This is a genomic window from Mycobacterium sp. DL (assembly GCF_039729195.1).
Lineage (GTDB): Bacteria > Actinomycetota > Actinomycetes > Mycobacteriales > Mycobacteriaceae > Mycobacterium > Mycobacterium hippocampi_A.
Genome location: NZ_CP155796.1, coordinates 1,207,074 through 1,230,399 on the forward strand (window position 1 = coordinate 1,207,074; position 23,326 = coordinate 1,230,399).

26 protein-coding genes are annotated in these 23,326 nt (G+C 67.6%); 9 read left to right on the forward strand and 17 right to left on the reverse strand.

Going from position 1 to position 23,326, the window contains the following annotated elements; genetic code table 11:
* Positions 1 to 3: 3 nt before the first annotated feature.
* On the forward strand, positions 4 to 774 hold the full coding sequence (locus tag ABDC78_RS05850) for an HAD family hydrolase (RefSeq protein ID WP_178358800.1): 771 nt from the start codon (positions 4 to 6) through the stop codon (positions 772 to 774).
* A 73-nt stretch (positions 775 to 847) separates the two neighbouring features.
* Here ABDC78_RS05850 and mmsB read toward each other — a convergent pair whose 3' ends face one another.
* The 13 genes from mmsB to ABDC78_RS05915 are packed head-to-tail and all read right to left on the reverse strand — an operon-like array spanning position 848 to position 15,289.
* Positions 848 to 1,720, reverse strand: coding sequence for a 3-hydroxyisobutyrate dehydrogenase (gene mmsB, locus ABDC78_RS05855; RefSeq protein WP_178358801.1), 873 nt, complete (start codon positions 1,718 to 1,720; stop codon positions 848 to 850).
* Positions 1,721 to 1,732: 12 nt separating this feature from the next.
* Positions 1,733 to 2,890: an acyl-CoA dehydrogenase family protein gene (locus ABDC78_RS05860; protein ID WP_178358982.1), complete on the reverse strand. Its 1,158-nt coding sequence runs from the start codon at positions 2,888 to 2,890 to the stop codon at positions 1,733 to 1,735.
* 12 nt (positions 2,891 to 2,902) lie between these two features.
* On the reverse strand, positions 2,903 to 4,435 hold the full coding sequence (locus tag ABDC78_RS05865; protein ID WP_178358802.1) for a CoA-acylating methylmalonate-semialdehyde dehydrogenase: 1,533 nt from the start codon (positions 4,433 to 4,435) through the stop codon (positions 2,903 to 2,905).
* A 50-nt stretch (positions 4,436 to 4,485) separates the two neighbouring features.
* Positions 4,486 to 5,070: a dTDP-4-dehydrorhamnose 3,5-epimerase gene (rfbC, locus tag ABDC78_RS05870; protein ID WP_178358803.1), complete on the reverse strand. Its 585-nt coding sequence runs from the start codon at positions 5,068 to 5,070 to the stop codon at positions 4,486 to 4,488.
* Entirely contained in the window at positions 5,067 to 6,074 is a 1,008-nt protein-coding gene (gene rfbB, locus ABDC78_RS05875) for a dTDP-glucose 4,6-dehydratase (RefSeq protein WP_178358804.1), read from the reverse strand. The genes rfbC and rfbB overlap by 4 nt, the downstream gene beginning before the upstream one ends.
* Positions 6,075 to 6,083: 9 nt before the next feature.
* Positions 6,084 to 6,941, reverse strand: a complete 858-nt coding sequence (locus ABDC78_RS05880; RefSeq protein ID WP_178358805.1) for an LLM class F420-dependent oxidoreductase — start codon at positions 6,939 to 6,941, stop codon at positions 6,084 to 6,086.
* Entirely contained in the window at positions 6,938 to 7,792 is an 855-nt protein-coding gene (locus ABDC78_RS05885) for an LLM class F420-dependent oxidoreductase (RefSeq protein ID WP_178358806.1), read from the reverse strand. The genes ABDC78_RS05880 and ABDC78_RS05885 overlap by 4 nt, the downstream gene beginning before the upstream one ends.
* A complete protein-coding gene (locus tag ABDC78_RS05890) occupies positions 7,785 to 9,260 on the reverse strand; it encodes an ATP-binding protein (RefSeq protein WP_178358807.1) in 1,476 nt (491 codons plus the stop codon). The genes ABDC78_RS05885 and ABDC78_RS05890 overlap by 8 nt, the downstream gene beginning before the upstream one ends.
* 16 nt (positions 9,261 to 9,276) lie before the next feature.
* A complete protein-coding gene (locus tag ABDC78_RS05895) occupies positions 9,277 to 10,695 on the reverse strand; it encodes an ATP-binding protein (protein WP_178358808.1) in 1,419 nt (472 codons plus the stop codon).
* 4 nt (positions 10,696 to 10,699) lie between these two features.
* Positions 10,700 to 12,364 carry an FAD-dependent oxidoreductase gene (locus ABDC78_RS05900; RefSeq protein ID WP_178358809.1) on the reverse strand — a complete coding sequence of 555 codons (1,665 nt, stop codon included), beginning with the start codon at positions 12,362 to 12,364 and terminating at the stop codon, positions 10,700 to 10,702.
* 50 nt (positions 12,365 to 12,414) lie between these two features.
* Complete coding sequence (locus ABDC78_RS05905; RefSeq protein ID WP_178358810.1) at positions 12,415 to 13,287, reverse strand: universal stress protein; 873 nt, start codon at positions 13,285 to 13,287, stop codon at positions 12,415 to 12,417.
* The gene (locus ABDC78_RS05910; RefSeq protein ID WP_178358811.1) at positions 13,284 to 14,744 is read right to left on the reverse strand and encodes a flotillin family protein; all 1,461 of its coding nucleotides are present in this window, start codon (positions 14,742 to 14,744) and stop codon (positions 13,284 to 13,286) included. The genes ABDC78_RS05905 and ABDC78_RS05910 overlap by 4 nt, the downstream gene beginning before the upstream one ends.
* Positions 14,745 to 14,746: 2 nt before the next feature.
* On the reverse strand, positions 14,747 to 15,289 hold the full coding sequence (locus ABDC78_RS05915) for a hypothetical protein (protein ID WP_178358812.1): 543 nt from the start codon (positions 15,287 to 15,289) through the stop codon (positions 14,747 to 14,749).
* Positions 15,290 to 15,479: 190 nt separating this feature from the next.
* Here ABDC78_RS05915 and infA point away from each other — a divergent pair, with 190 nt between their 5' ends.
* The 8 genes from infA to truA all read left to right on the forward strand — a co-directional run bounded on the left by infA (position 15,480) and on the right by truA (position 20,119).
* Positions 15,480 to 15,701 carry a translation initiation factor IF-1 gene (gene infA, locus ABDC78_RS05920; protein WP_005140011.1) on the forward strand — a complete coding sequence of 74 codons (222 nt, stop codon included), beginning with the start codon at positions 15,480 to 15,482 and terminating at the stop codon, positions 15,699 to 15,701.
* A 43-nt stretch (positions 15,702 to 15,744) separates the two neighbouring features.
* On the forward strand, positions 15,745 to 15,858 hold the full coding sequence (rpmJ, locus tag ABDC78_RS05925; RefSeq protein WP_003879483.1) for a 50S ribosomal protein L36: 114 nt from the start codon (positions 15,745 to 15,747) through the stop codon (positions 15,856 to 15,858).
* Positions 15,859 to 16,022: 164 nt separating this feature from the next.
* Positions 16,023 to 16,397, forward strand: coding sequence for a 30S ribosomal protein S13 (gene rpsM, locus ABDC78_RS05930; RefSeq protein ID WP_178358813.1), 375 nt, complete (start codon positions 16,023 to 16,025; stop codon positions 16,395 to 16,397).
* A 6-nt stretch (positions 16,398 to 16,403) separates the two neighbouring features.
* The gene (gene rpsK, locus ABDC78_RS05935) at positions 16,404 to 16,820 is read left to right on the forward strand and encodes a 30S ribosomal protein S11 (protein ID WP_005140014.1); all 417 of its coding nucleotides are present in this window, start codon (positions 16,404 to 16,406) and stop codon (positions 16,818 to 16,820) included.
* Positions 16,821 to 16,836: 16 nt separating this feature from the next.
* The gene (gene rpsD / locus ABDC78_RS05940) at positions 16,837 to 17,442 is read left to right on the forward strand and encodes a 30S ribosomal protein S4 (RefSeq protein WP_159230637.1); all 606 of its coding nucleotides are present in this window, start codon (positions 16,837 to 16,839) and stop codon (positions 17,440 to 17,442) included.
* An 80-nt stretch (positions 17,443 to 17,522) separates the two neighbouring features.
* The gene (locus tag ABDC78_RS05945) at positions 17,523 to 18,575 is read left to right on the forward strand and encodes a DNA-directed RNA polymerase subunit alpha (protein ID WP_159230638.1); all 1,053 of its coding nucleotides are present in this window, start codon (positions 17,523 to 17,525) and stop codon (positions 18,573 to 18,575) included.
* Positions 18,576 to 18,633: 58 nt separating this feature from the next.
* The gene (rplQ, locus tag ABDC78_RS05950; RefSeq protein ID WP_178358814.1) at positions 18,634 to 19,230 is read left to right on the forward strand and encodes a 50S ribosomal protein L17; all 597 of its coding nucleotides are present in this window, start codon (positions 18,634 to 18,636) and stop codon (positions 19,228 to 19,230) included.
* Between the two features lie 10 nt (positions 19,231 to 19,240).
* Complete coding sequence (truA, locus tag ABDC78_RS05955) at positions 19,241 to 20,119, forward strand: tRNA pseudouridine(38-40) synthase TruA (protein ID WP_347133478.1); 879 nt, start codon at positions 19,241 to 19,243, stop codon at positions 20,117 to 20,119.
* Between the two features lie 13 nt (positions 20,120 to 20,132).
* On the opposite strand, the gene ABDC78_RS05960 is transcribed toward truA, so the two are convergent.
* The 4 genes from ABDC78_RS05960 to ABDC78_RS05975 form a co-directional block, all read right to left on the reverse strand.
* Entirely contained in the window at positions 20,133 to 20,816 is a 684-nt protein-coding gene (locus tag ABDC78_RS05960) for a cutinase family protein (RefSeq protein WP_178358816.1), read from the reverse strand.
* A 63-nt stretch (positions 20,817 to 20,879) separates the two neighbouring features.
* Positions 20,880 to 21,488 (reverse strand): cutinase family protein, encoded by a 609-nt coding sequence (locus ABDC78_RS05965; protein ID WP_178358983.1) that lies wholly within the window; start codon positions 21,486 to 21,488, stop codon positions 20,880 to 20,882.
* An 86-nt stretch (positions 21,489 to 21,574) separates the two neighbouring features.
* A complete protein-coding gene (locus ABDC78_RS05970) occupies positions 21,575 to 22,243 on the reverse strand; it encodes a cutinase family protein (protein WP_178358817.1) in 669 nt (222 codons plus the stop codon).
* Positions 22,244 to 22,284: 41 nt separating this feature from the next.
* A complete protein-coding gene (locus tag ABDC78_RS05975) occupies positions 22,285 to 23,271 on the reverse strand; it encodes an EamA family transporter (RefSeq protein WP_178358984.1) in 987 nt (328 codons plus the stop codon).
* Positions 23,272 to 23,326: the final 55 nt, after the last annotated feature.

Here is a 23,326-nt window from a genome sequence, read left to right on the forward strand (position 1 = left end):
CGTGTGCAGCCCACACGAGAGACCACATGGCGTGCCGGCCGATTCTGGTGGGATTGGCCCCGGCCCATCGATGCCCAGGCCCAGCCTCTGAAGACGCTGGGCGCAGTGATCTTCGACCTCGACGCGCTCGCCGACATCGAGTCCTCGGGCCACCGCCTCGCGTTCAACGCCGCGTTCGCCGAACTCGGCCTGGACATCGAGTGGACGCCGACGCGCTACCGGCAACTGCAGGCGCTGCGTGACGAACGTCGGCGGGTCGCCGCCGAACTGCGTAAGCGCGGTGTCAGTTCGGAGTGCGACGTGCTTGCCGAACTACTGGTCGACGAGATCTGCGCGGCGAAGGCGATGATCCTCGACGAGACGATTCTCGACGCCGACATCACGCCGCGCCCCGGCCTGGTCGACCTCATCACCGAGGCCTTCGGTGCGGGTATCGGGATCGGCGTCGTCAGCAGCGGCAGGCACGAGTGGGTCGAACCGCTGGTCCGGCAACTGGTCGGGGAGGGCATCGTGAACACGGTCGTCACCGCCTCCGATGTGGCCGCGACGCCCGGGACGAACCTGTACCAGGCGGCGCTGGCCGATCTGGGCGCCCCGGCACAGGATTCGCTCGCGTTCGCGGGGTCGCCGGCGAATCAGCGACTCGCCACCGCCGCCGGACTCGCATCGGTCCTGGTCGACGACGACGACACTCACGGGGCGCCGTTACGGGTCGCGGATTGCCAGCGGGTGCACGACAAGTGGTTGGAGACCAGCAGGCCGTCGGCTGCTTAACCCGTACGTTGACGCTGCGCTCACGGCGAGGAACTCTGAAAGAGACCCGCCGTGGTTGCAGTCTGAACGTTCCCTAGCCGCGGAGCATGGTGATGATCGCGCTGAAATCCTTGTCGGAGTGGTCGGCGGCGAACTCCGCGTAGATCTCGGCGGCATGGGTGCCCAGTGGGGCGGACGACCCTGTCGAGTCCACGGCGGCCATCGCCAACCCGAGATCCTTGTTCATCAACGCCGTCGCGAACCCGGGCTTGAAGTCGTTGTTGGCCGGTGACGCCGGAACAGGTCCCGGCACCGGACAATTCGTGTGTACCGCCCAGCAGTTGCCGGTGGCACCGGTGATCACGTCGAACAGCGACTGGGCGGGCAGGCCGAGCTTCTCGGCCAGCACGAAGGCTTCGCCGATCGCGATCTGCTGCACCGCCAACACCATGTTGTTGCACAGCTTGGCCGCCTGTCCGGCTCCGGATGCGCCGCAGTGAATGACCTTGCCCGCCATCGGTTCCAGTACGGGTCGGGCACGTTCGACGTCGCTGTCCTCGCCGCCGACCATGAAGGCCAGGGTGCCGGCCGTGGCGCCCTTGATGCCGCCCGACACCGGGGCGTCGAGTTGGGCCAGTCCGGCGGCGACCGCCTGTTGGTGGATCTCGCGGGCGTCGTCGACCGAGATCGTCGACGTGTCGATCAGCAGGGCGCCCTTCTTGACGGCGGGCAGGATCTCGGCGTAACAGGCTTTGACCACCGCACCGTTGGGCAGCGAAGTGATGACCACGTCGGCGTCGGCCACCGCTTCGGCGCCGGTGTCGAACACCTTGGCGCCCTTGCTGGTTGCCGTCTCCTTGAGTGCGGCCACCGGATCGAACCCGTGCACGGAGTGTCCGGCCGAGACAAGGTTGGCGGCCATCGGCCCGCCCATGTTTCCCAGGCCCAGGAACGCGATTGTGGTCATGTATCTCTCCCGTCAGGACGCGCGGGCCCGGGCCGCTGCGGCCCGTCCGATCACCACGCGCATGATTTCGTTGGTGCCCTCCAGGATTCGGTGCACCCGCAGATCCCGGACGATCTTCTCGAGGCCGTACTCCTTGAGGTAGCCGTAGCCGCCGTGCAACTGGAGGGCCTGGTCGGCGACGTCGTAGCAGGCGTCGGTGACGTAGCGCTTGGCCATCGCGCAGAGTTCGACTTTGTCGGCGTCGCCTGCGTCGAGCGCAGAGGCGGCCCGCCACAGCAGGATTCGAGATGTCTCCAGTGAGGTGGCCATGTCGGCGAGGGTGAAGCGGATGGTCGGCTCGTCGAGCAGTGCGCCGCCGAACGCCTCCCGGTCGCGCAGGTACTCCGCAGCTTTCCTGTAGGCCGTCCTGGCGCCGCCGAGGGAGCAGGCGGCGATGTTGACGCGACCGCCGTTGAGCCCGTTCATCGCGATGCCGAACCCGGTGCCTTCGCCCTCGGCGCCGCCGAGCATCGCGTCGGCGGGCACTCGGACCTTGTCGAAGACCACCTGGGCGGTCGGTTGGGCGTTCCACCCCATCTTGGCCTCGTTGACCCCGAAACTCAGCCCCGGCGTGCCCTTTTCGACCACAAACGCCGATATCCCGCGGGGGCCTTCTCCGCCGGTGCGGGCCATCACCACGTACACGTCGGAGACCCCCGCGCCCGAGATGAACTGTTTGACCCCGTCGAGCACCCAGTCCGTCCCGTCCCGCACGGCGCGGGTCCGTAGTGCGGACGCGTCCGAACCCGCTCCCGGTTCGGTCAGGCAGTAGCTGGCGATGGACTCCATCGTGGCCAGCCGTGGCATCCATGTCTTGCGCTGTTCCGGGGTGCCGTAGCTGTCGATCATCCAGGCGCACATGTTGTGGATCGAGATGAACGACGCGATGGTCGGATCGGCCGCGGCGAGTTCCTCGAAGATCCGCACGGCGTCCAGGCGCCGCAGTCCGCTGCCACCGACCTCTTCGGAGCAGTAGATCGCCGCGATCCCGAGTTCTGCGGACTCACGCAGCACTTCGACGGGGAAGTGTTTGTCCGCGTCCCAGTCCAGGGCATGGGGCGCAAGGCGTTTGGTGGCGAACGCCGCCGCGGTCTCGACGATGACACGTTCGTCACCGTCCATCTCGAACAAGGACATCCGGCGCTACTTCATGGTGGGGATGGAGAACTCGGCCCCATCCTTGATGCCTGAGGGCCAGCGTTCGGTGACGGTCTTGACCTTGGTGTAGAACTGGATCGACGCGGGACCGTGCTGGTTGAGGTCGCCGAATCCGGACCGCTTCCAGCCGCCGAAGGTGTGGTAGGCCACCGGAACCGGGATCGGCACGTTGACGCCCACCATGCCGACCTGGACGCGGGAGACGAAGTCGCGGGCGGCGTCGCCGTCGCGGGTGAAGATCGCCACGCCGTTGCCGTACTCGTGCTGGGACGGCAGTGCCAGAGCGGCTTCGTAGTCCTCGGCGCGCACGATGCACAGCACCGGGCCGAAGATCTCGTCGGTGTAGATCGACATGTCGGTGGTGACATGGTCGAACAGAGTGGGTCCGATGAAGTAGCCCTTCGAAAGGTCGTGGTCGTCGAAGGTCAGTTCATCGGTGGCACGCTCACGACCGTCGACGACGAGTTCGGCGCCGGCGTCGACGCCCTGGCCGATGTAGTCGCGGACCCGGTGCAGCGCAGCCTCGGTGACCAGCGGCCCGTAGTCGGCTTTCGGGTCCAGGCTGTGGCCGACCCGGAGCTGGTTGACCCGCTCGACGAGCCTGGCGCGCAGCCGGTTGGCCGTTTCTTCGCCGACCGGGACCGCGACGCTGATCGCCATGCAGCGCTCGCCGGCGCTGCCGTAGCCGGCGCCGATGAGGGCGTCGACGGCCTGGTCGAGGTCGGCGTCGGGCATCACGATCATGTGGTTCTTCGCCCCGCCGAAGCACTGGGAGCGTTTCCCGTGGGCGGCGGCGGTGGAGTAGATGTACTGCGCGATGTCGGAGGATCCGACGAACCCGACGGCCTGGATGTCGGGGTGGGTCAGGATCGCGTCGACGGCTTCCTTGTCGCCGTGGACGACCTGGAAGACCCCGGCGGGCAGTCCGGCTTCGAGGAAGAGTTCGGCCAGCCGCAGCGGGACCGAGGGGTCGCGCTCGGATGGCTTGAGGATGAAGGCGTTTCCGCACGCCAGGGCCGGGCCGGCCTTCCACAGCGGGATCATGGCCGGGAAGTTGAACGGCGTGATGCCGGCGACGACGCCGAGCGGCTGGCGGATCGAGTAGACGTCGATGCCGCCGCCGGCGCCTTCGGTGAACTCACCCTTGAGCAGGTGCGGGATGCCGATCGCGAACTCGATGACCTCGATGCCGCGCTGGATGTCGCCCTTGGAGTCCGGGACGGTTTTGCCGTGCTCCACGCTGAGGAGTTCGGCCAGTTCGTCGACGTTCTGGTTGACCAGGTCGATGAACTTCATCATCACCCGGGCGCGGCGCTGCGGGTTCCACGCGGCCCACTCCTGCTGCGCCTTCACCGCGGTCGCGACCGCGGTGTCGACGTCGGCCGCGCTGGCCAGGACGACCTGCGACTGGACTTCGCCGGTGCTGGGGTTCATCACATCAGCGGTCCGGCTGGATTGCAGCTCGGTGCGCTTGCCGTCGATGAAGTGGGGGATCCGGGCGTTCGCCGTTGTGGTCATGGGGTAAGTCCTCTCGCGACACTAGATACTTGCATATCCTAGTAATGTCGTCAGGGCCTTGGCAAGGGCGACCATGTCGGCAGCAGTCCGTCGGCCAGTGCCTGCGCGAAAGTTGGTGCTGCGCGGTCACGTTCGGACAGGATGAGGTCGCTGTCGGCCAGTGGCCAGGCGATGTCGAGTGCGGGGTCCAGCGGGTTGACGGTGTGCTCCCGGGCCGGGTCGTATCCCGTCGAGCACAGGTACATCACCGTCGAATCGTCTTCGAGTGCCAGGAACGCGTGCCCGAGACCTTCGCTCAGGTAGACCGACCGGCGCGAGCTGTCGTCGAGCGTCACCGCATCCCAGCGGCCGAACGTCGGTGACCCGACACGCAGGTCGACCGCCACATCGAATACCGCCCCCCGCACGCACGTCACGTACTTGGCCTGGCCCGGCGGCACATCGGCAAAATGCAGCCCCCGCAGCACCCCGGCCTGCGACACCGAGCAGTTGGCCTGCCGAAGGTCGAACCGGTGCCCCGCGAACGCGGTGAACCCCGGGTCGGTGAACCATTCGAAGAAGGCACCGCGCGTGTCGGTGTGCACGACGGGTGTCACCTCCCAGGCGCCCGGGACGGCCAGTTCGCGAACGTTCACCGGGCCCGCTCCGCATACGTCTGCTCGACGGCGGCCTTCATGGGACCCCACCACGCTTCGTTGTCGCGGTACCAGGTGATGGTGTCGCGCAGGCCGGCCTCGAAGTCGGTGTGCGCCGGCTTCCAGCCCAGCTCGTCACGCAGCGGTGACGGATCGATCGCGTACCGCAGATCGTGGCCCACCCGGTCGGTGACGTGGTCGAACTCGTCGGTGGGTCGGTCCATCAGCGTCAGGATCGTGCGCATCACGGACAGATTGTCGTGTTCGCCGTCGGCTCCGATCAGATACGTGCGCCCGATCTCGCCGTCTGCGAGGATCCGCCACACCGCACTGTTGTGGTCGTCGACATGGATCCAGTCGCGCACATTGGCACCGCTGCCGTACAGCTTGGGGCGCCGGCCGGTCAGCACATTGGTGATCTGGCGCGGAATGAACTTCTCGACATGCTGGTAGGGGCCGTAGTTGTTGGAGCAGTTCGAGATCGTCGCCGCCACCCCGTAGGAGCGCACCCACGCCCGGACCAGCATGTCGGCCGCCGCCTTGGTCGACGAGTACGGGCTGGACGGGTTGTACGCAGTCGACTCGGTGAATCGTCGCGGATCGTCGAGCGTCAGATCGCCGTACACCTCGTCGGTGGACACATGGTGCAACCGGATGCCCGCCTCAGAACCTCTGTGGCGCACCGCTTCCAGTACCGAGAACGTACCGAGGACATTCGACCGCACGAACGGCTCGGGATCGGCCAGTGCGTTGTCGACGTGGGTCTCCGCGGCGAAGTGCACCACCGCATCGGACTCGGCGACGAGCTTGCCCACCAGCGGCGCATCGGTGATATCACCCTGCACCAACCGGATCTCACCGTCGACCGCCGCCAGCGACTCACGGCTTCCCGCGTAGGTCATGGAGTCGAGAACGGTCACCGCGACCTCGGGATGGTCACGAACCGAGCGGTGCACGAAGTTCGCGCCGATGAATCCGGCGCCGCCGGTGACCAGCAACCGCATGCTCAGACCCTAGCGAGTCAAACCCAGCGGTCCTGACAACTCCTCGAGCGTCGACAGCAGTTCGTCGGGCCCGCCGAGCACCTGGATTGCGACGTGGTCGGCGCCGGCCGCATGGTGTTCGGACAGTCGGGCGGCGATCTGATCGGGAGAGCCGTAGGCGACGACCGCGTCGATGAACCGGTCGGTGCCGGGGCTGGTCAGATCCTCGTCGGTGAAACCGAGCCGCTTCCAGTTGTTCACATAGTTCGACAGACCGAGGTAGAAGTCGACGGTCTCGCGACCGATCTCCCGGGCCTTGTCGGCGTCGTCGGTCAGGACGACCTTGTGTTCAGGGGCCAGAAACACTGTCGGGCCCAGCAATTCGTGAGACCGACCGGTATGCGCCGGTGTGGTCAGGTACGGGTGCGCGCCCGCGCTGCGCTGGGCGGCGAGCTGGAGGACCTTCGGCCCGAGTGCGGCGATGACCATCCGGCTGGTCGGCACCTTGGCCGAATCCAGCGCGTCGAGGTAGTCGACCAGCGCCGTGTAGGGCTTGGTGTATTCCTGGGTGTGTTCGGGATGTCCGACGCCGACGCCGAGCAGGAACCTGCCGGGGAATGCCTTTTCGATGCGGTGATACGACTCTGCGACCTCTTTGGCCTCGGCCGTCCAGATGTTCACGATCCCGGTGGCCACCTGCAGGTTCTGTGTCTTCTCCAGGATCGGCTCGACGAAGGCCAGGTCGGCGGCGGGAGAGGCGCCCACCCACACCGCTCCGTAGCCCAGCTTCTCGATCTCGACGGCCTGTTCGGGTGTGACGGGCGCGCCGGTCCACACCCCGTAGCGGCCCAGGGCCGGCTTGAGCGATACGCCTTCTGTTTCGGTCATGCGGTGCCCCCTTCAGTCAGTCCCAATGGCCCGGCCAGTTCGGCGAGCGCGGGTACCAGCTTGTCAGGTGACGTCAGAACCTGGACGGGCACGTGGTCTGCGCCGGCCTCGAGGTGTTCGATCAGTCGGACCGCGATCTCGTCGGCGGAGCCGTGGGCGACGAGGGCGTCGACGAGCCGGTCGCTGCCGGGTCTCGCCACATCCTCGTCGCTGAAACCCAGCCTCTTCCAGCTGTTCAGGTAGTTGGTCAGATTCAGGTAGACGTCCAGGGCCTTGCGCCCGACGGCGCGAGCCTTCTCGGAATCTGTTGAGAGCACCACCTTGTGTTCCGGCGCCAGGAATGCCTCCGGGCCGATCAGCTCGCGGGCGTGTGCGGTGTGTTCGGGCGTGGTCAGATACGGATGCGCGCCCGCGCTGCGGCGCGCCGACAGGCGCAGCACCCGTGGACCCAGCGCGGCCACGACGCGTCGATCCTGCGGAACGCCGTGCCCGTCGAGTTCGTCGAGGTACTCGGTCAGCGCGTCGTAGGGCTTCTTGTACTCGGTGTGCGCCTCGGGATGGCCGACGCCGATGCCGAGCAGGAATCGGCCCGGGTAGGCCTCGTCGATGCGATGGAAGGATTCCGCGACCGGGCCTGCCTCCGCCGTCCAGATGTTGACGATGCCGGTCGCGACCTGCAGCGTGTCGGTCGCCCCGAGCAGGGTTTCCACCCACGGCAGCTCAGCCGCCGGTGAACCGCCTGCCCAGATGGCGCCGTAACCCAGCGCCTCGATGTCGCGGAGCTGTTCCGGACTCAGTTGCTGCCACTGGGCGTAGTGCGCGAATACGCCGAAGCGGCCGAGGTCAGGCACCGACCGCCGCCTCGGTGGCCATGGGTTCGGGCGCGGGCGCCTGCAGCGGGAGGCACACGATGAACCGGGTGTCCCCGGGCCGAGATTCCACCGACAGGTTGCCGTGGTGCTTTTCGATCACGATGCGCCAGGCCAGGTCCAGACCCAGGCCGGTGCCCTCACCGAACGGCTTGGTGGTGAAGAAAGGTCTGAAGATCCGGTCGACGTTCTCCTCGGGGATGCCGGGACCGTCATCACAAATCTCGATCCGAACCATGTCCTCGTTCTCCCGCATGGTGCGGATCGTCAGCGTGCCCTGGCCGTTCATCGCCTGGATCGCGTTGTCGATGATGTTCGTCCACACCTGGTTGAGATCGCCTGGATAACACTGCAATTCGGGCAGCGACTTGTCCCATTCCTTGGCCAGCCGGATGGGCTTTTCCTTGCCGATCTTGTCGCCGAACATCATCAGTGTGGCGTACAGCAGTTCGTGGACGTCGGCGCTCTGGTACTCCGCACGGTCCATCTGCGAGTACTGCTTGGCGGCGGCGAGCAGCGCGGAGATCCGTTTGCTCGCCTCGGCGATCTGATTCATCAGCAGCTCGTTGTCGATGGTGTACTTCAGCCAGCCGATCGCCCCGGGCAGCGTCGCGGAACAGTCCACGTCGGCGATGGAGGCCTCCACCCGCTCCAGCCAGTCGACGTCGAGTCCGGCCTCCACGAAGGTCGGTGCGTAGTCCCACGCCGCGCCGATGCCGTGGTTCTCGAGCCAGTCGCCTATCTGGTCCTCCCGGTCCGAGGTTTCCATCGAGGACAGCTCGTGGGATTTCGACTTGGACACCTGCTCGGCGACCTCGTCCTGAATGCTGACCAGCACCTTCAGCGCCGCCGGGGTGAATTTTCCATCGGCCAGCATCGCGAGCTTGTGGCGCATCTTGCCCACACCCTCACGCAGGTCGGCGACCGCGCGGGCGGTGGCTCCCGCCGGGTTGTTGAGCTGATGGGTCAGCCCCGCCGACAGCTGGCCCAGGGCCAGCAGCTTCTCGCGCTGGTCGAGGATCTGTCGCTGCCGCAGGCCACCGACCATGTGTCCCTCCAGCAGGTGTACCGCCATCGGGAACTCCTTCTGCATGAACTCGGCGAAGGCGTTCGCGTCCAGCACGAAGAACCGCGAAGGGCGGGTCACCCGGACCGACGCCTGGTACACGTGCTCCTCGCCGGGGATGTAGGCCGACCAGGCCCCGCAGTACACCCCGCGCTGCGATGTCCGATTGGTTTCGATGTCGACGCCGCCCGAGCGTTTCGACATCACGAGCTCGCCGTCGATGAGCACGTAGAAGCAGGTCGCCGGCTCACCCTCGATGTGGATCGGGCCGGTGTCGAAGGTGGCGATGTGGCCGTTTTCGCACAACTTCTGCAGTTGCTCGTCGCTCAGCGCCTCGAAGAGGAACAGCGTGCGCAACTCGTCGGGCAGGCACTTCTCGCCCATGGGGATCCTTCCAGCATCAGGTTCTGGCTTCTGGCGCTTCCAACGGCAGTAACGAGATGAAACGCGTATCACCGGGTGAGGATTCCACCCAGAGGCTTCCGCCGTGCTTGTCGACGGTGCGGGCGGCGAAGTCGAGCCCGAGTCCGGTGCCCTCGCCGATCGGTTTGGTGGTGAAGAACGGGTCGAAGACGCGGGCCTTGAGCTGCTCAGGCACACCCGGCCCGTCATCACACACCTCGACGCGTGCGCAGTCACCCTGGCGGCAGGTACGCACCGTCAAGGTGCCCCTCGATCGCATCGCCGTGACCGCGTTGTCGATGAGGTTGGTCCAGACCTGGTTCAGCTCGGCGGGCCAGCAGGGGATCGCGGGCACCGTGTCGTCGAAGTCCTCGACGACGGTGATCTGCGGCCCGAGCTTGTGGGACAGCATCGCCAAGGTGTCGGTCAGCAGGGTGCGCAGGTCGGCGATGTCGTAGGGGGCCCGGTCGAGCTGGGAGTACTGCTTGGCCTGCAACACCAGAGCCGACACCCGCGCGGTGGCCCCGGTGATCTCGTTCATCAGCAGCTCGGTCTCGACGGTGTAGCTCAGCCAGCGCACGGCGTGATCGAGCGAGCCGCCGGTGTCCGTCATCGCCGCGGCCACCCGATCCAGCCAATCGGTGTCGAGGGCGCCTTCGGCGAACACCGGGGCGATGTCCCACGCGTCGGCGACACCGCGCGCGTCGAGCCACTCGCCGATGACCTCTTCGCGATCGGATTTCTGCAGCGGGCCCAGGCCGGGTCCCTCGGTCAGTCCCTCTGCGGCCGTGTTGCTGATGTCCACCAGCGCCTGCATCGAGTCCAGGCTCATCGAGCCGTCGGCCAGCAGCGCGAGTTTGTTGCGCAGCCCGGCGACCCTGGTGCGCAGCTCGGAGGTGGCCCTGGCCGCGGCGGCTGCCGGGTTGTTGAGCTCGTGGGTGAGGCCCGCGGTGAGCTGGGAGAGCTGGATCAGCCGGTCATGGGGACCCACGATCCGGTTCTGACTGAACCTGCCCAGCGTCGCGCCGACCAGGAAGTGGCACGCCATCGGGAACTCCGAGCGCAGGAAATCCCCGAGGCTTGCCGCGTCGATGATGAACAGGCGGGACGGTGCCGTCGCCCGTGCCGACGTCTCGTAGGTCTGCTCGTCGTCGAGGAAGGCCGACCAGGCGCCGAAATAGGCGCCGCGCTGCGTGGTCCGGATCGTCTCGATGTCGACGCCGCCGGAACGCTTGGTCAACGCGATCTCGCCGTCGAGCAGGACGTAGAAACACGTCGCCAGTTCACCTTCGGTGAACAGCATCGCGGGGTCGAACGTGGCGATCCGGCCGCCGCGGCACAACCGGTCCAGCTGTGCCTGCTCCAGCGACTCGAACAGGAACAGCGAGCGCAGTTCGGTGGTGTCGCACTCGGGCATGGGGTTATGTCTCGGCGAGGTAGCGGTGTACCAGCATGACGGCCATCGACCCTTCGCCGACGGCGGCGGCGACCCGTTTGGCCGACTCGGCGCGCACATCCCCGGCGACGAAGACCCCGGGCACGCTTGATTCGAGGTGGTGTGGCGGCCGCTCCAGGGTCCAGCCGCTGACGTCGCGCAGATCCGGGCCGGACAGGATGAAGCCGTGGTCGTCGCGCACCACCACACCGTCGAGCCACTCGGTGCGGGGTTCGGCGCCGATGAAGATGAACATCCGGCCGCAGGTGAAATCCTCCCGTGCCCCGGTCTCGGTGTTCTCCAGGCAGATGCGCTCGAGGTGACCGTCGCCCTTGGCCGCGTGCACGACGGTGTGCGGCTTCTCCGTGATGTTGTCCTGCGCCCTGATCTGCTGGATCAGGTAGTGCGACATCGAGTCCTCGAGAGTCCGCCTGCAGACGATCGTCACCGACTTCGCGGTCCGGGCCAGGAACATCGCGGCCTGACCGGCCGAGTTGGCCCCGCCGATGACGTAGACCTCGTCGTCCTCACATTCGGCGGCCACCGTGGTGGCCGCGCCGTAGTAGACGCCGGCGCCGGTGAGACTCTCGCAGCCCTCCGCGGCCAATTGCCGGTATTCCACACCCATGGCCAGGATCACCGCGCGGGCGCCGATCGACCTGCCGTCGGACAGGTGCACCGTGCGGGCGACGCCGTCGATCTCCAGCGCGGTGACCTCGGCCGCGGTGATCAACTCGGCTTCGAACTTCTCGGCCTGCCTGCGGGCCCGCTCGGCGAGCTGAGACCCGGACAGGCCGTCCGGGAACCCGAGGTAGTTCTCGATGCGGGAGCTCTGGCCGGCTTGACCGCCGGTCGCGGTGCGCTCGATCAGGACCGTCTTGAGGCCCTCGGATGCGCCGTAGACCGCCGCTGCCAGGCCGGCCGGGCCGCCGCCGATGACCACCAGATCGTAGAAATCGTCCGCCGGGGTGGTGGTCAGCCCCAGCGTCGCCGCGAGCTCCGCGTCGGTGGGGGCCACCAGCGTCTCGCCCTGCTCGGTGATCACCACCGGAAGCGTCATCTCGTCGAGCCCGGCCGCGTCCAGCAGCTGCCTGCCCTTCGGCTCGTCGGCGCGGAACCAGGTGTAGTACAACCGATTTCGGGCCAGGAACTCGCGCACCTCCGAGGACCGCGCATTCCACGGGTGGCCGATGACCTTGGTGTGCGGGATCGCGCGCTCACCGGTTGCCCGCCACGCATCGATCAGCCCGTCGATCACCGGGTAGAGCTTCTCCTCCGGCGGATCCCACGGCTTGAGCAGGTAGTGGTCGAGGTCGACGACGTTGATCGCGTCGATGGCGGCATGGGTGTCGGCGTAGGCGGTGAGCAGCACCCGGCGGGCCATCGGGAAGATGTCCATCGCCGCTTCGAGGAACTCGATGCCGCTCATCTGCGGCATCCGGTAGTCGGCGACGAACACCGCGACCGTCTCACCGCGCAGCTTCAGTTCGTTGAGCGTCTCCAGGGCGTCGGGGCCGGACTCGGCGCGCACGATGCGGTACTTCTCGCCGTAGTGGCGGCGCAGATCGCGAGCGACCGCACGAGAGACCGCGGGGTCGTCGTCGACGGTGAGGATCACGGGTTTACGGGCAACAGCGGCAGGGCCAGTCATCGCAAACAATTATGCGCGCATTGTCCAGCGGGTATCGGCCGTGGCGACGGTCAGTGCCGGGCGACGATGACAGGCACCCGGGCGGCCTGGATCACCGCGGAGCTGACCGAGCCCAGCAGCACGCTCGCGACGGCTCCGTAGCCGTGGCTGCCGACAACCAGCAGCTGTGCGGATTCGGAGTGCTCGATCAGTCGACGCGCGGGCTGATCGAGCACCACCACGGCGCGCACCGGCACCTCCGGGTAGCGCTGCTGCCATCCGGCCAGTTGCCCGGCCAGCTCACGTTCGACGTCGGGACGCACCTCGTCCCAGTCGATCCCGGGCAGCTCGAACGCGCCGGGTGACCACCACGCGCGCACGGCGACGAGCTCCACCCCCCGCCGGGCAGCCTCGCCGAAGGCGATCTCGATCGCCGGTTCGGCGGCGGCTGACCCGTCGGCCCCCACCACGACGGGGGCATCGGGTGCCGGCTCGGTCGTGTTCTCGTCGTGCACCACGGCTACCGGACAGTGGGCACGGTGCACCAACCCGGTCGCCACCGATCCGAGCACGGCGCGCGCGACGGCCCCGCGGCCACGGCTGCCCACGACGACCAGCTGCGCTCGTCGGGACCTCTCGACCAGGGTCGGGGTGGGCGCCTCGACGACGAATTCGGTGGAGACCCGGACCCGCCCCGCGACGATGTCGGTCGCGATCTGCTCGGCGTCCCGGAGGATCCGCAGTCCGGTCTGCTGCTGCCAGTTCAGCAGCCCGGCGGGCGCCGGGACGGCTGACCAGGTGCCCGCGCCGGGCGCGGCGGCGTACACGATCACCAGCGGGCTGTCGCGCAGCGCCGCCTCGGCGGCGGCCCACCGCAGGGCCGGATGGGATTGCGGCGAATCATCCACGCCGACGACGATGTCGGTGGCTGTCGCGTCGGTCATGACGGGTCCGCTGGATCCAGGTTCGGGTCCGCGACGTACTGCGGTTGCGGCGAGCGGTTCAGCATCTCCGCCAGGTCGACGCCGGAGGCCTTCAGGGCCTCGACGATCCTGGCCACCGCGAGCGGTCCGACACCGAGCAGGCCGCCGACGGCATCCTGGGCGTCGGACGCACCGCCGATGATGGACAGCCGCTCGATCTCCGCCAGCGGCATCGCGGCGGCCTCGGTGGCCTTGACCATCGAGGCGAGCACGTCGGGCAGCATCAGCAGGTGTGCGGCCTCGGGGGAGTAACTGTTCAGTGCGACCGCGATCTCCGTCTTACCGGCCGCCTCGGCGACCAACTTGGCCTTCATGCCGTCTGCCTCGGCCTGGCGCTCGACGCGCAGCGCATCGGCGGCCGCCTTGCGCGCGTCGGCCTCGGCCTGGCCTGCCTGGCGGGCTGCCTCCGCCTTGGCCTCGGCGGCCAGGATCGCCGAGCGCCGCTCGCCTTCGGCGCGGGCGATGTCGGCCTGCCGCTGGGCTTCGGCCGGTGCGATGACGTCGGCCTGCAGTGCGGCGGCGGCCTGTTCGCTGCGTCGCTGCTCGACCTCGATCCGGGCCTCGACACGGGCGGCCTCGGCCTGCTCGGTGGCGATGCCGACGTCCTTCTGGGCGCGGGCATTGGCCAGCGGACCGGCCTGGTCGGCCTCGGCGTTCTCGGCCTCGGTCTGAGCACGCAGGCGGGCCAGTTCGACGTCGCGGCGCTGGTTGGCGGTCGCGATCGCGGTGTCGGCCTCGGCCTGGGCGACCGAACCCGCCTGCCGGGCCTTGGCCGACTGGATCTGGGCGTCGCGTTCGGCTTCGGCCGTGCCGACGGCCGCGTCGCGCTTCACCTCGGCGATGCGCCGCTGGCCGAGCGACTTGAGGTAGTCGTTGGCGTCGGAGATGCCCGCGATCTTGAGGACGTCGACCTCCATGCCGATGCGGGCCAGGTCGGCGCCGGCCTCCTCCACCACGCTGCGGGCCAGGGTGTCGCGGTTGGAGTTGAGGTCCTCGACGGTCATGGTGGCGGTGATCCCGCGCAGGCTGCCGGCCAGGATCTCGTTGATCTGGCGCTGCAACTCGTTGAGGTCGGAGGTGAGGAAGCGCTGCACCGCCGTCTGCACGGCCTCCTCGGACGAGCCAATGCGCACCAGTCCGACGGCCTCGACATTGACCGGAACACCGTTGTTGGACAACGCGTTCTGCAGGTTGATGCTGACGTTGAACGGCTCCAGGCTCATGATGTCGACCCGTTCGATGCCGGGCACCCGGAACCTCGCGCCGCCGCGGACCACCTTCGGGGTGCCGCGGCCGGTGAACACCGCGACCTCGTTGGGCGGCACCTTGATGTAGTTCCTGACGTAGACGATCGGCAACACGACGAACAGCAGAAATGCCGCGATCGCCGCGACGATGATGATCATCAGAACGGACACGTTCAGTTCCTCTCGAGGGTGGGCGGGTCTGTTCCTGCCCCGGGAATGGTCACGACGTGGACGTAGTCGTCGTCCACATCGGCGATGTACACCGGGGTGGACTTGGGCAGAGTCTGCGGCTCGGCGGTGACGGCCCGCGCGCGGACCCGGTTGCCCTCGCCGTCGACGAACGCCACCTCACCCCAGCTGTCGGTCGGGACGTCGAGCGTGACGGTGCCGAGCAGACCGATGTAGGACATCCGCCCCCGCTGCGAGTTGGACTGCTGACGACGCAGGTACGGAACGAGCAGTCCCTGCAGTGCGGCGATCAGGGCGACGCCGCTGACCACCGCCACGATCGCTGCGCCGACCGCACCCAACCCCGACCAGGTACTGATCAGACCTCCGGTGCCCGCACCCAGCAGGCCGGCGGACAGACTCGTCAGGCTCAGGAACGGCAGACCGTCGTGGCCGATCCCGGACCCGACCTCGACGTCGGTGAGCAGCAGCGCGGTCAGCACCGCGACACCGCCGACGCCGAAAGCTGCGAGATAGACCGCGGTCACGAGATGATCTTCGCACCTATCCTGCGCAGATTTTGGGCGTGGCCTGTCTGCGAGTAACATGGATCAACGGTGCGGCTTCCGCGCCGACTTCTTGCGTGCCCTGTCAGGAACCGGCTCACGTTCTCAAGTCGGACGAAGGCTGCGCAGTTCAGGCCAAGATACGAAACGAAAGCAAGGATCGCTACACAGTATGGCCAAGAAAGACGGTGCCATCGAGGTCGAGGGTCGCGTGGTCGAGCCCCTGCCCAATGCGATGTTCCGCATTGAGCTGGAGAACGGACACAAGGTGCTCGCCCACATCAGCGGCAAGATGCGGCAGCACTACATCCGCATCCTCCCCGAGGATCGTGTCGTGGTGGAGCTCTCTCCCTACGACCTGACCCGCGGCCGCATCGTGTACCGCTACAAGTAACAGACATCCCACACTCAAGAAGCACAGAAGGATCGAACGAGCCGTGAAGGTGAACCCGAGCGTCAAGCCCATCTGCGACAAGTGCAGGGTGATCCGCCGGCATGGGCGGGTCATGGTGATCTGCTCCGATCCGCGCCACAAGCAGCGGCAGGGCTAGGGCTGAACACAGCCGCGAGCAGTACCCACAACTGAATGACGAACTCCCAGCACCACTGAGGGCATAGGGCCCTCGCCCACGTCCGGCACGGAGGCCGGACCCCGGCAAGCGATCCGGGAACGGACTGGGATCAGACCTCCGCAGAGAAGAAGGAACACTGCCTGATGGCACGTCTTATGGGCGTCGACCTCCCGCGCGACAAGCGCATGGAGATCGCACTGACCTACATCTACGGCGTCGGCCGTACCCGCTCCCAGGAGATCCTGGACGCCACCGGCGTCAGCCGGGACCTGCGCACGAAGGACCTGACCGACGATCAGGTCACCCAGTTGCGCGACTACATCGAGGGCAACCTCAAGGTGGAGGGTGATCTGCGCCGCGAGGTGCAGGCCGACATCCGACGCAAGATCGAGATCGGCTGCTACCAGGGTCTGCGGCACCGCCGCGGCCTGCCGGTGCGTGGCCAGCGGACCAAGACCAACGCGCGCACCCGCAAGGGCCCGAAGCGCACCATCGCCGGCAAGAAGAAGGCCAGGTAACCCCGGATGGCACAAGCAAAGAAGGGTGGCGCTGCTCCCAAGAAGGGGCAGAAGACCCGTCGCAGGGAAAAGAAGAACGTCCCGCACGGCGCCGCGCACATCAAGAGCACGTTCAACAACACCATCGTGTCGATCACCGATCCCCAGGGCAACGTCATCGCCTGGGCATCCTCGGGTCACGTCGGCTTCAAGGGCTCGCGTAAGTCGACCCCGTTCGCCGCGCAGCTCGCCGCCGAGAATGCGGCGCGCAAGGCCCAGGAGCACGGTGTGAAGAAGGTCGACGTCTTCGTCAAGGGCCCCGGCTCGGGACGTGAGACCGCGATCCGTTCGTTGCAGGCCGCCGGTCTGGAGGTCGGCGCCATTTCCGATGTCACGCCGCAGCCGCACAACGGTTGCCGTCCGCCCAAGCGGCGCCGGGTCTAGAGGAGATCAGAGAGACATGGCTCGTTACACCGGACCCGTCACCCGCAAGTCGCGCCGCCTCGGCGTCGACCTCGTCGGTGGAGATCAGTCCTTCGAGAAGCGCCCCTACCCGCCCGGCCAGCACGGTCGCGCGCGGATCAAGGAGAGCGAGTACCGCCAGCAGCTGCAGGAGAAGCAGAAGGCCCGCTTCTCCTACGGCGTGATGGAGAAGCAGTTCCGTCGCTACTACGAGGAAGCCAACCGTCAGCCCGGCAAGACCGGTGACAACCTGCTGCGCATCCTCGAGAGCCGGCTCGACAACGTCGTCTACCGCGCCGGGCTCGCCCGGACCCGTCGGATGGCACGTCAGCTGGTCAGCCACGGCCACTTCACCGTCAACGGCGTGAAGGTCGACATCCCCAGCTACCGGGTGTCGCAATACGACATCATCGACATCAAGGACAAGTCGATCAACACGCTGCCGTTCGAGCTCGCTCGGGCCAACGCGGGCGATCGGCCGATCCCCGGCTGGCTGCAGGTCGTCGGCGAGCGTCAGCGCATCCTCGTGCACCAGTTGCCCGAGCGCGCGCAGATCGACATCCCGCTCACCGAGCAGCTGATCGTCGAGCTCTACTCGAAGTAACACATGTTCGCGGCCCGGTCGGGTCGCGGATCACTGAACGGCATCAAATAGCGGTTGCCGAGAAGGAGAACAAGAAAAATATGCTGATTTCTCAGCGCCCCACACTCAGCGAAGAGGTCATCGCCGAGAACCGGTCCCAGTTCGTCATCGAGCCGCTGGAGCCCGGATTCGGTTACACCCTGGGCAATTCGCTGCGTCGCACGCTGCTGTCGTCGATCCCCGGCGCGGCGGTCACGAGCATCCGCATCGACGGTGTGCTGCACGAATTCACCACCGTCCCCGGGGTGAAGGAAGACGTCACCGACATCATCCTGAACCTCAAGGGTCTGGTCGTGTCCTCCGAGGAGGACGAGCCGGTCACGATGTACCTGCGCAAGCAGGGCCCCGGTGAGGTCACCGCGGGCGACATCGTCCCGCCGGCCGGTGTCACCGTGCACAACCCGGACATGCGCATCGCCACCCTCAACGACAAGGGCAAGCTCGAGGTCGAGCTCGTCGTCGAGCGTGGTCGCGGCTACGTCCCGGCCGTGCAGAACAAGGCCTCCGGTGCCGAAATCGGCCGTATCCCGGTCGATTCCATCTACTCGCCGGTCCTCAAGGTCACCTACAAGGTGGAGGCCACCCGCGTCGAGCAGCGCACCGACTTCGACAAGCTGATCCTCGACGTGGAGACCAAGAGCTCGATCGGTGCCCGCGACGCGCTGGCGTCCGCCGGCAAGACGCTGGTCGAATTGTTCGGTCTGGCACGGGAACTCAACGTCGAAGCCGAGGGCATCGAGATCGGCCCGTCACCGGCCGAGGCCGATCACATCGCGTCGTTCGCGCTGCCGATCGATGACCTCGATCTGACCGTCCGTTCGTACAACTGCCTCAAGCGCGAGGGTGTGCACACGGTGGGCGAGCTCGTGGCCCGCACGGAGTCCGATCTGCTGGACATCCGCAACTTCGGCCAGAAGTCCATCGACGAGGTGAAGATCAAGCTGCACCAGCTGGGTCTGTCGCTCAAGGACAGCCCGGCCAGCTTCGATCCGTCCGAGGTCGCCGGCTACGACGTGGCCACCGGCACCTGGAACAGCGATGCAGGTTACGACCTGGACGCCGACCAGGACTTCGCCGAAACCGAACAGCTCTAACCAATCCGTCCCGGTCCTACCTGATACGGGGACCGGCCCCATTTAGGAGACAGTCGCAATGCCCAAGCCCACCAAGGGTCCTCGCCTCGGCGGGTCGTCCTCGCACCAGAAGGCGCTGCTGGCCAACCTGGCCACGTCGCTCTTCGAGCATGGCCGCATCAAGACGACCGAGCCGAAGGCACGGGCGTTGCGTCCGTACGCGGAGAAGCTCATCACCCATGCCAAGAAGGGCACGCTGCACAACCGGCGTGAGGTGATGAAGAAGATCCGCGACAAGGACGTCGTGCACATCCTGTTCGCCGAGATCGGGCCGTTCTTCTCCGATCGCAGCGGTGGCTACACCCGGATCATCAAGGTCGAGGCCCGCAAGGGTGACAACGCGCCGATGGCGGTCATCGAGCTGGTGCGCGAGAAGACCGTGACGTCGGAGGCGGACCGGGCCCGCCGGGTGTCTTCGTCGAAGACCGAGCAGCCGGTTGCCGCCGCGGCGGCGCCGCAGGCCGCTGTCGAGCCGGAGGCCGCGGAAGGGCCCACGGCCGATGAGGTCGAAGCGGTCGACGAGACGCCGATCGCCGAGGAGGCCGAGGTCGAGACCCCGGGCACCGAGGAGACTCCGGCCGAGGAGACTCCGGCGGAGGATGACAAGAAGTCCTAGCGACAACGCTGTGAACATGCCCGCCATCGATTTCGGTGGCGGGCATGTTCGTCTGCGTCTCGATGTCGCCTACGACGGAACCGGATTCGCCGGCTGGGCGTCGCAGAGCGGACAGCGAACGGTGGCCGGCGTCATCGAGGACGCCCTGTCGACGGTGTTCCGGGTCCCGGTGCTGGTGCGCGCGGCAGGGCGGACCGATGCCGGCGTGCATGCCAGCGGGCAGGTCGCCCACGTGGACGTGCCGGTTGATGCACTTCCGCACGCCTACCCGCGCACTCCCCGTCCGGGAGACAGCGAGTTCGGTCCGCTGGTGCACCGGCTTGCCAAGCTGCTGACCGAGGACGTCCGGGTGGTCGCGATCACGCGTGCCGCACCTGGTTTCGACGCTCGATTCTCCGCGCTGCGCCGCCACTACGTGTACCGCTTGACGACGGCTCCGTACGGCGCCGAACCACACGAGGCGCGGTTCGTGACGGCGTGGCCGCGCGGACTGGATCTCGACGCCATGGCTGCGGGGGCGCGGGAACTGCTGGGGCTGCACGACTTCGCGGCCTTCTGTCGTCACCGCGACGGCGCGACGACCATCCGGGAGCTGCAGCGGCTGGAGTTCACGCGCGACGGGCACCGGATCGAGGTACACGTGAGCGCCGACGCCTTCTGCTGGAACATGGTGCGATCACTGGTCGGGGCGCTGCTCGCGGTGGGAGAGCGGCGTCGTGACCCGGCGTGGTGTGCCGCGCTGCTCACCGCCACGCGGCGCTCGAGTGACTTCGCGGCGGCGCCGGCCCGGGGGTTGACACTGGTCGGGGTGGACTACCCGCCCGACGGTGAGCTCACTGCACGCAACCTGATCACCCGGGATGTGCGCACCGCCGACGAGATCGGTTAGAGCCTGGCTGAACTCATAGCCGACCGACGATGAAGTCGGCGGCCTGGTTGATCATGCCGGCGCCGATATAGGCGGACGCCAGATGCGCGGGCCAGTAGTCCTGCCAGTTCTCCGGCGCGGTGGGATTGCAGATCGGGTCGTCGCCGTGGCACAACTCGATGATCCGGTCGCGCAGCGCCGGGTTGGTGAAGTTGGCGATCGGGCCGACCCAGCTGCTGCCGTTGCCGAACAACGCGACCGCGGCGATGTGCCGGTCGGCGCCGTCCGGCATCGGATTCTTGAAGCCGAACGCGGCGATCGGCACTGCGATCACGACATCGGTGACCGCGGCGCCCAGCGAGTAGCCGCCGAGCACCAGGCGGGTGTCGGGGCAGTTGGCCGTCATGTAGGCGATGCGCTGGCTCATGTCGTTGGCGCCGATGTCGACCTCGGTGTCGGCGGGGTACTTCACCGCGTACAGGTCGATGTCCCTGCCGCTCTTCTCACGTAACGCGCTGGCCAGCGCGTTGCCGATCTGTCCGGCCCCGGGGGACTCGATGCGGCCGCGGGCGAAGATCAGCTCAGCCTGAGGACAGGATTGCGCGGAGGCGACGGGGATCGCCGACGTCGCACCACCGGGGATCGCCGCCGGGGCGATCAGTCCTGAAACAGCGAGAACGACCGCAACCGTCAATTTCCGAATCACCCCGCCGATCATAGCGACCAAGCTGGGTGCCCGCTGTGGAAAAACTGCGGCCGCAAAAGGTGAGGTGTCCGTCGCTCAGATCCGTCCGGCGGCGAAACCCGCTGCTTGGGCGATGTACGGAGAGGACTCGTAGCTGGTGTGGGCGAACGGGTTCCGCCCGTCCGAGCAAATCGGATCACCGTTTGCGCACAGATCGATCGCCTTGCCCGCGAACGAGCCGGCACCGGAAACCGGGTTGCCGAACTTCGTTGCGGGATTACCGAATACCGCGACCGCGGCGACGTTGCCGTTGAGGCCGCCGGGCAGCGGCGGGGCCGATCCGATGTTGCCCACCCTGTTGCCCAGAGGCGGAACGCCGGCCAGCATGTCGATGACCGCCGCGCCTTGGGAGTAGCCGCCGAGCACGATCCGGGTGCCGGGGCACTGCTGGGCCATGAAGGCGATTCGGTTGGTGGCGTCGGTGGCGCCGACCGCGGTGTTGAGGAAGTCGTAGCTGGCGGGATAGTTGACGCCGTAGGTGCCGACCGTGCGGCCGCCGAGCTGCGGTCGCAGTGCGTCGGCGAGGGCCTGGCCCACGCGGCCGACGCCCGCGGGCTCGCTGGTGCCGCGGGCGAAGACGACCTCGACGTCGGGGCAGGGCTGGGCCGCTGCACTCGGCAGGGGCAGCACGAGGGTGGCGGCCATCGGAATTGCCGCCGCGGCAGAGACGGCCGCCAGGATTCGGCGGCTCACGCGGTCAAAAGTCACAAGTCACCGTATCTCACTAGGGGCTACAGCCGTCCCGCCACGAAGCCGGCGGCCTGGTTGGTCAGGCCCGTCGAGACGTAATTGCTGTGCGCGGGGATGTTGTCGCCGGGTCCGCACACCGGGTCACCGGCGTTGCACAGGTCGATGGAGCGTGCTCCCCAGACCGGGCTGGTGGTCAGCGGGAGACCGACTTTTGTCGAAGGATTGCCGAACACCGCGATCGCTGCGACGAAGTCCGGGGTGTTGGGCGGTAGCGGGTTGGTGAACCCGGCGCCGGGGACCGGGATGGCGGCGATGACGTCGATCACCGCGGCGCCCTGAGAGTACCCGCCGAGTACCAGTCGGGTGTTCGGGCAGTTGTTGATCATGTACTGGATGTGACCGCTGGCGTCGTTGGCTCCGGCGGCGACTTGGAGGAAGTCGAAGGTGGCCGGGTAGTTGACGGCGTAGGCGCCGACCGAGCGGCCGCCGACCTGACCGCGCAGCGAGTCGACGAACGCCGACCCGACCCGGCCCAGGCCGGCAGGTTCGTCGGTGCCGCGGGCGAACACCACCTCGATGTCCGGGCAGCCCTGGGCGTGAGCGACGGGGGCGGCGACGGCCGGTGCGATGAGCATCGTGGCGGCGGTGAGGACGGCCGCGGCGAACGACGCGATCCGGCCGGTCGGGCGAGCATCAAGATCGATCTTCATCAGACGATGTTAGCTAGTGGATCTAGCTGATGCCCACCTGATCACTTCGCCAGTTGTGGGGAGTCGACAACGGGCGCATCGGGCCACGTCACGTCGTCGAGTTCCTCGCTTCGGTCCCCCTGGCGGGCCAGCGCGAGACCGATCAGCACGACTGCGCCGCCGATCCCCTGGGTCACGGAGATCGCCTCGCCGAGCAGCACCCATGCCGCCAGCACCGCGAACATCACCTCGGACAGGCCGACCAACGATGCGAACCGGGGCCGGAGCTGGGCGATGCCGATGATGCCGAGCGTGTAGGCGATCGCCGTCGGGACCAGAGCCAGCGCGATGACGGGTACGAGCCACGATGTGGTGAAGCCCGCGATCACGGTGTCGTCGGCGGTGAAGGTCAGCGGCATGACCCCGGCGACGCCGATCAGTCCGACTGTCGCGGCGCCGACGATGAGCCCACCGGCGGCCAGTGTGATCGGGTGCAACCCGGCCTCGCCGTCAGGTCCCGACCCGCCGACCTTGTCCGACATCAGGAAGTAGCAGGCCGCGCAGACGGCGGCGGCCAGGCCGAATGCGACCCCGACGGCGTTGATGTCGGCGCCGGCCAGCCCGCCCGGTCCGAACACCCCGAGGACCAGCATGATGCCCGCGACGGCCAGCGCCACGCCCGCGAGCGTCAGGTTTGTGGGTCGCCGTCGGGTGGTGGCCCAGAGCCAGCCCACCACGATGATGGGGGCGGTGTACTCGAGCAGCAACGCGACGCCGACCGACAGGTGGGCGACCGCGTTGTAGTAGAAGAGTTGGGCGCCTGCGATCGGCACGAGCCCGTACAGAACCACCGTGCGGGCGTGGGTGCGCGCCTCGCCCCACCAGCCGGGGCGCACCACCGAGGCGAAAGCGGCCATCGCCAGGGCGCCGCCGAGCAGCCGGGCCGTGACCGCGGCGGTCGGGCTCCAGCCGGCCTCCATCAGCGACTTCGCGAAGGGTCCCGACGATCCGAACGCGAAGGCCGAGCCGATCGCGAAGAGTAGGCCCATACGGAAATTCGAAGCCACCGGTTCACCTCCAGAAAGATGTCGCCAAGGAATGTAA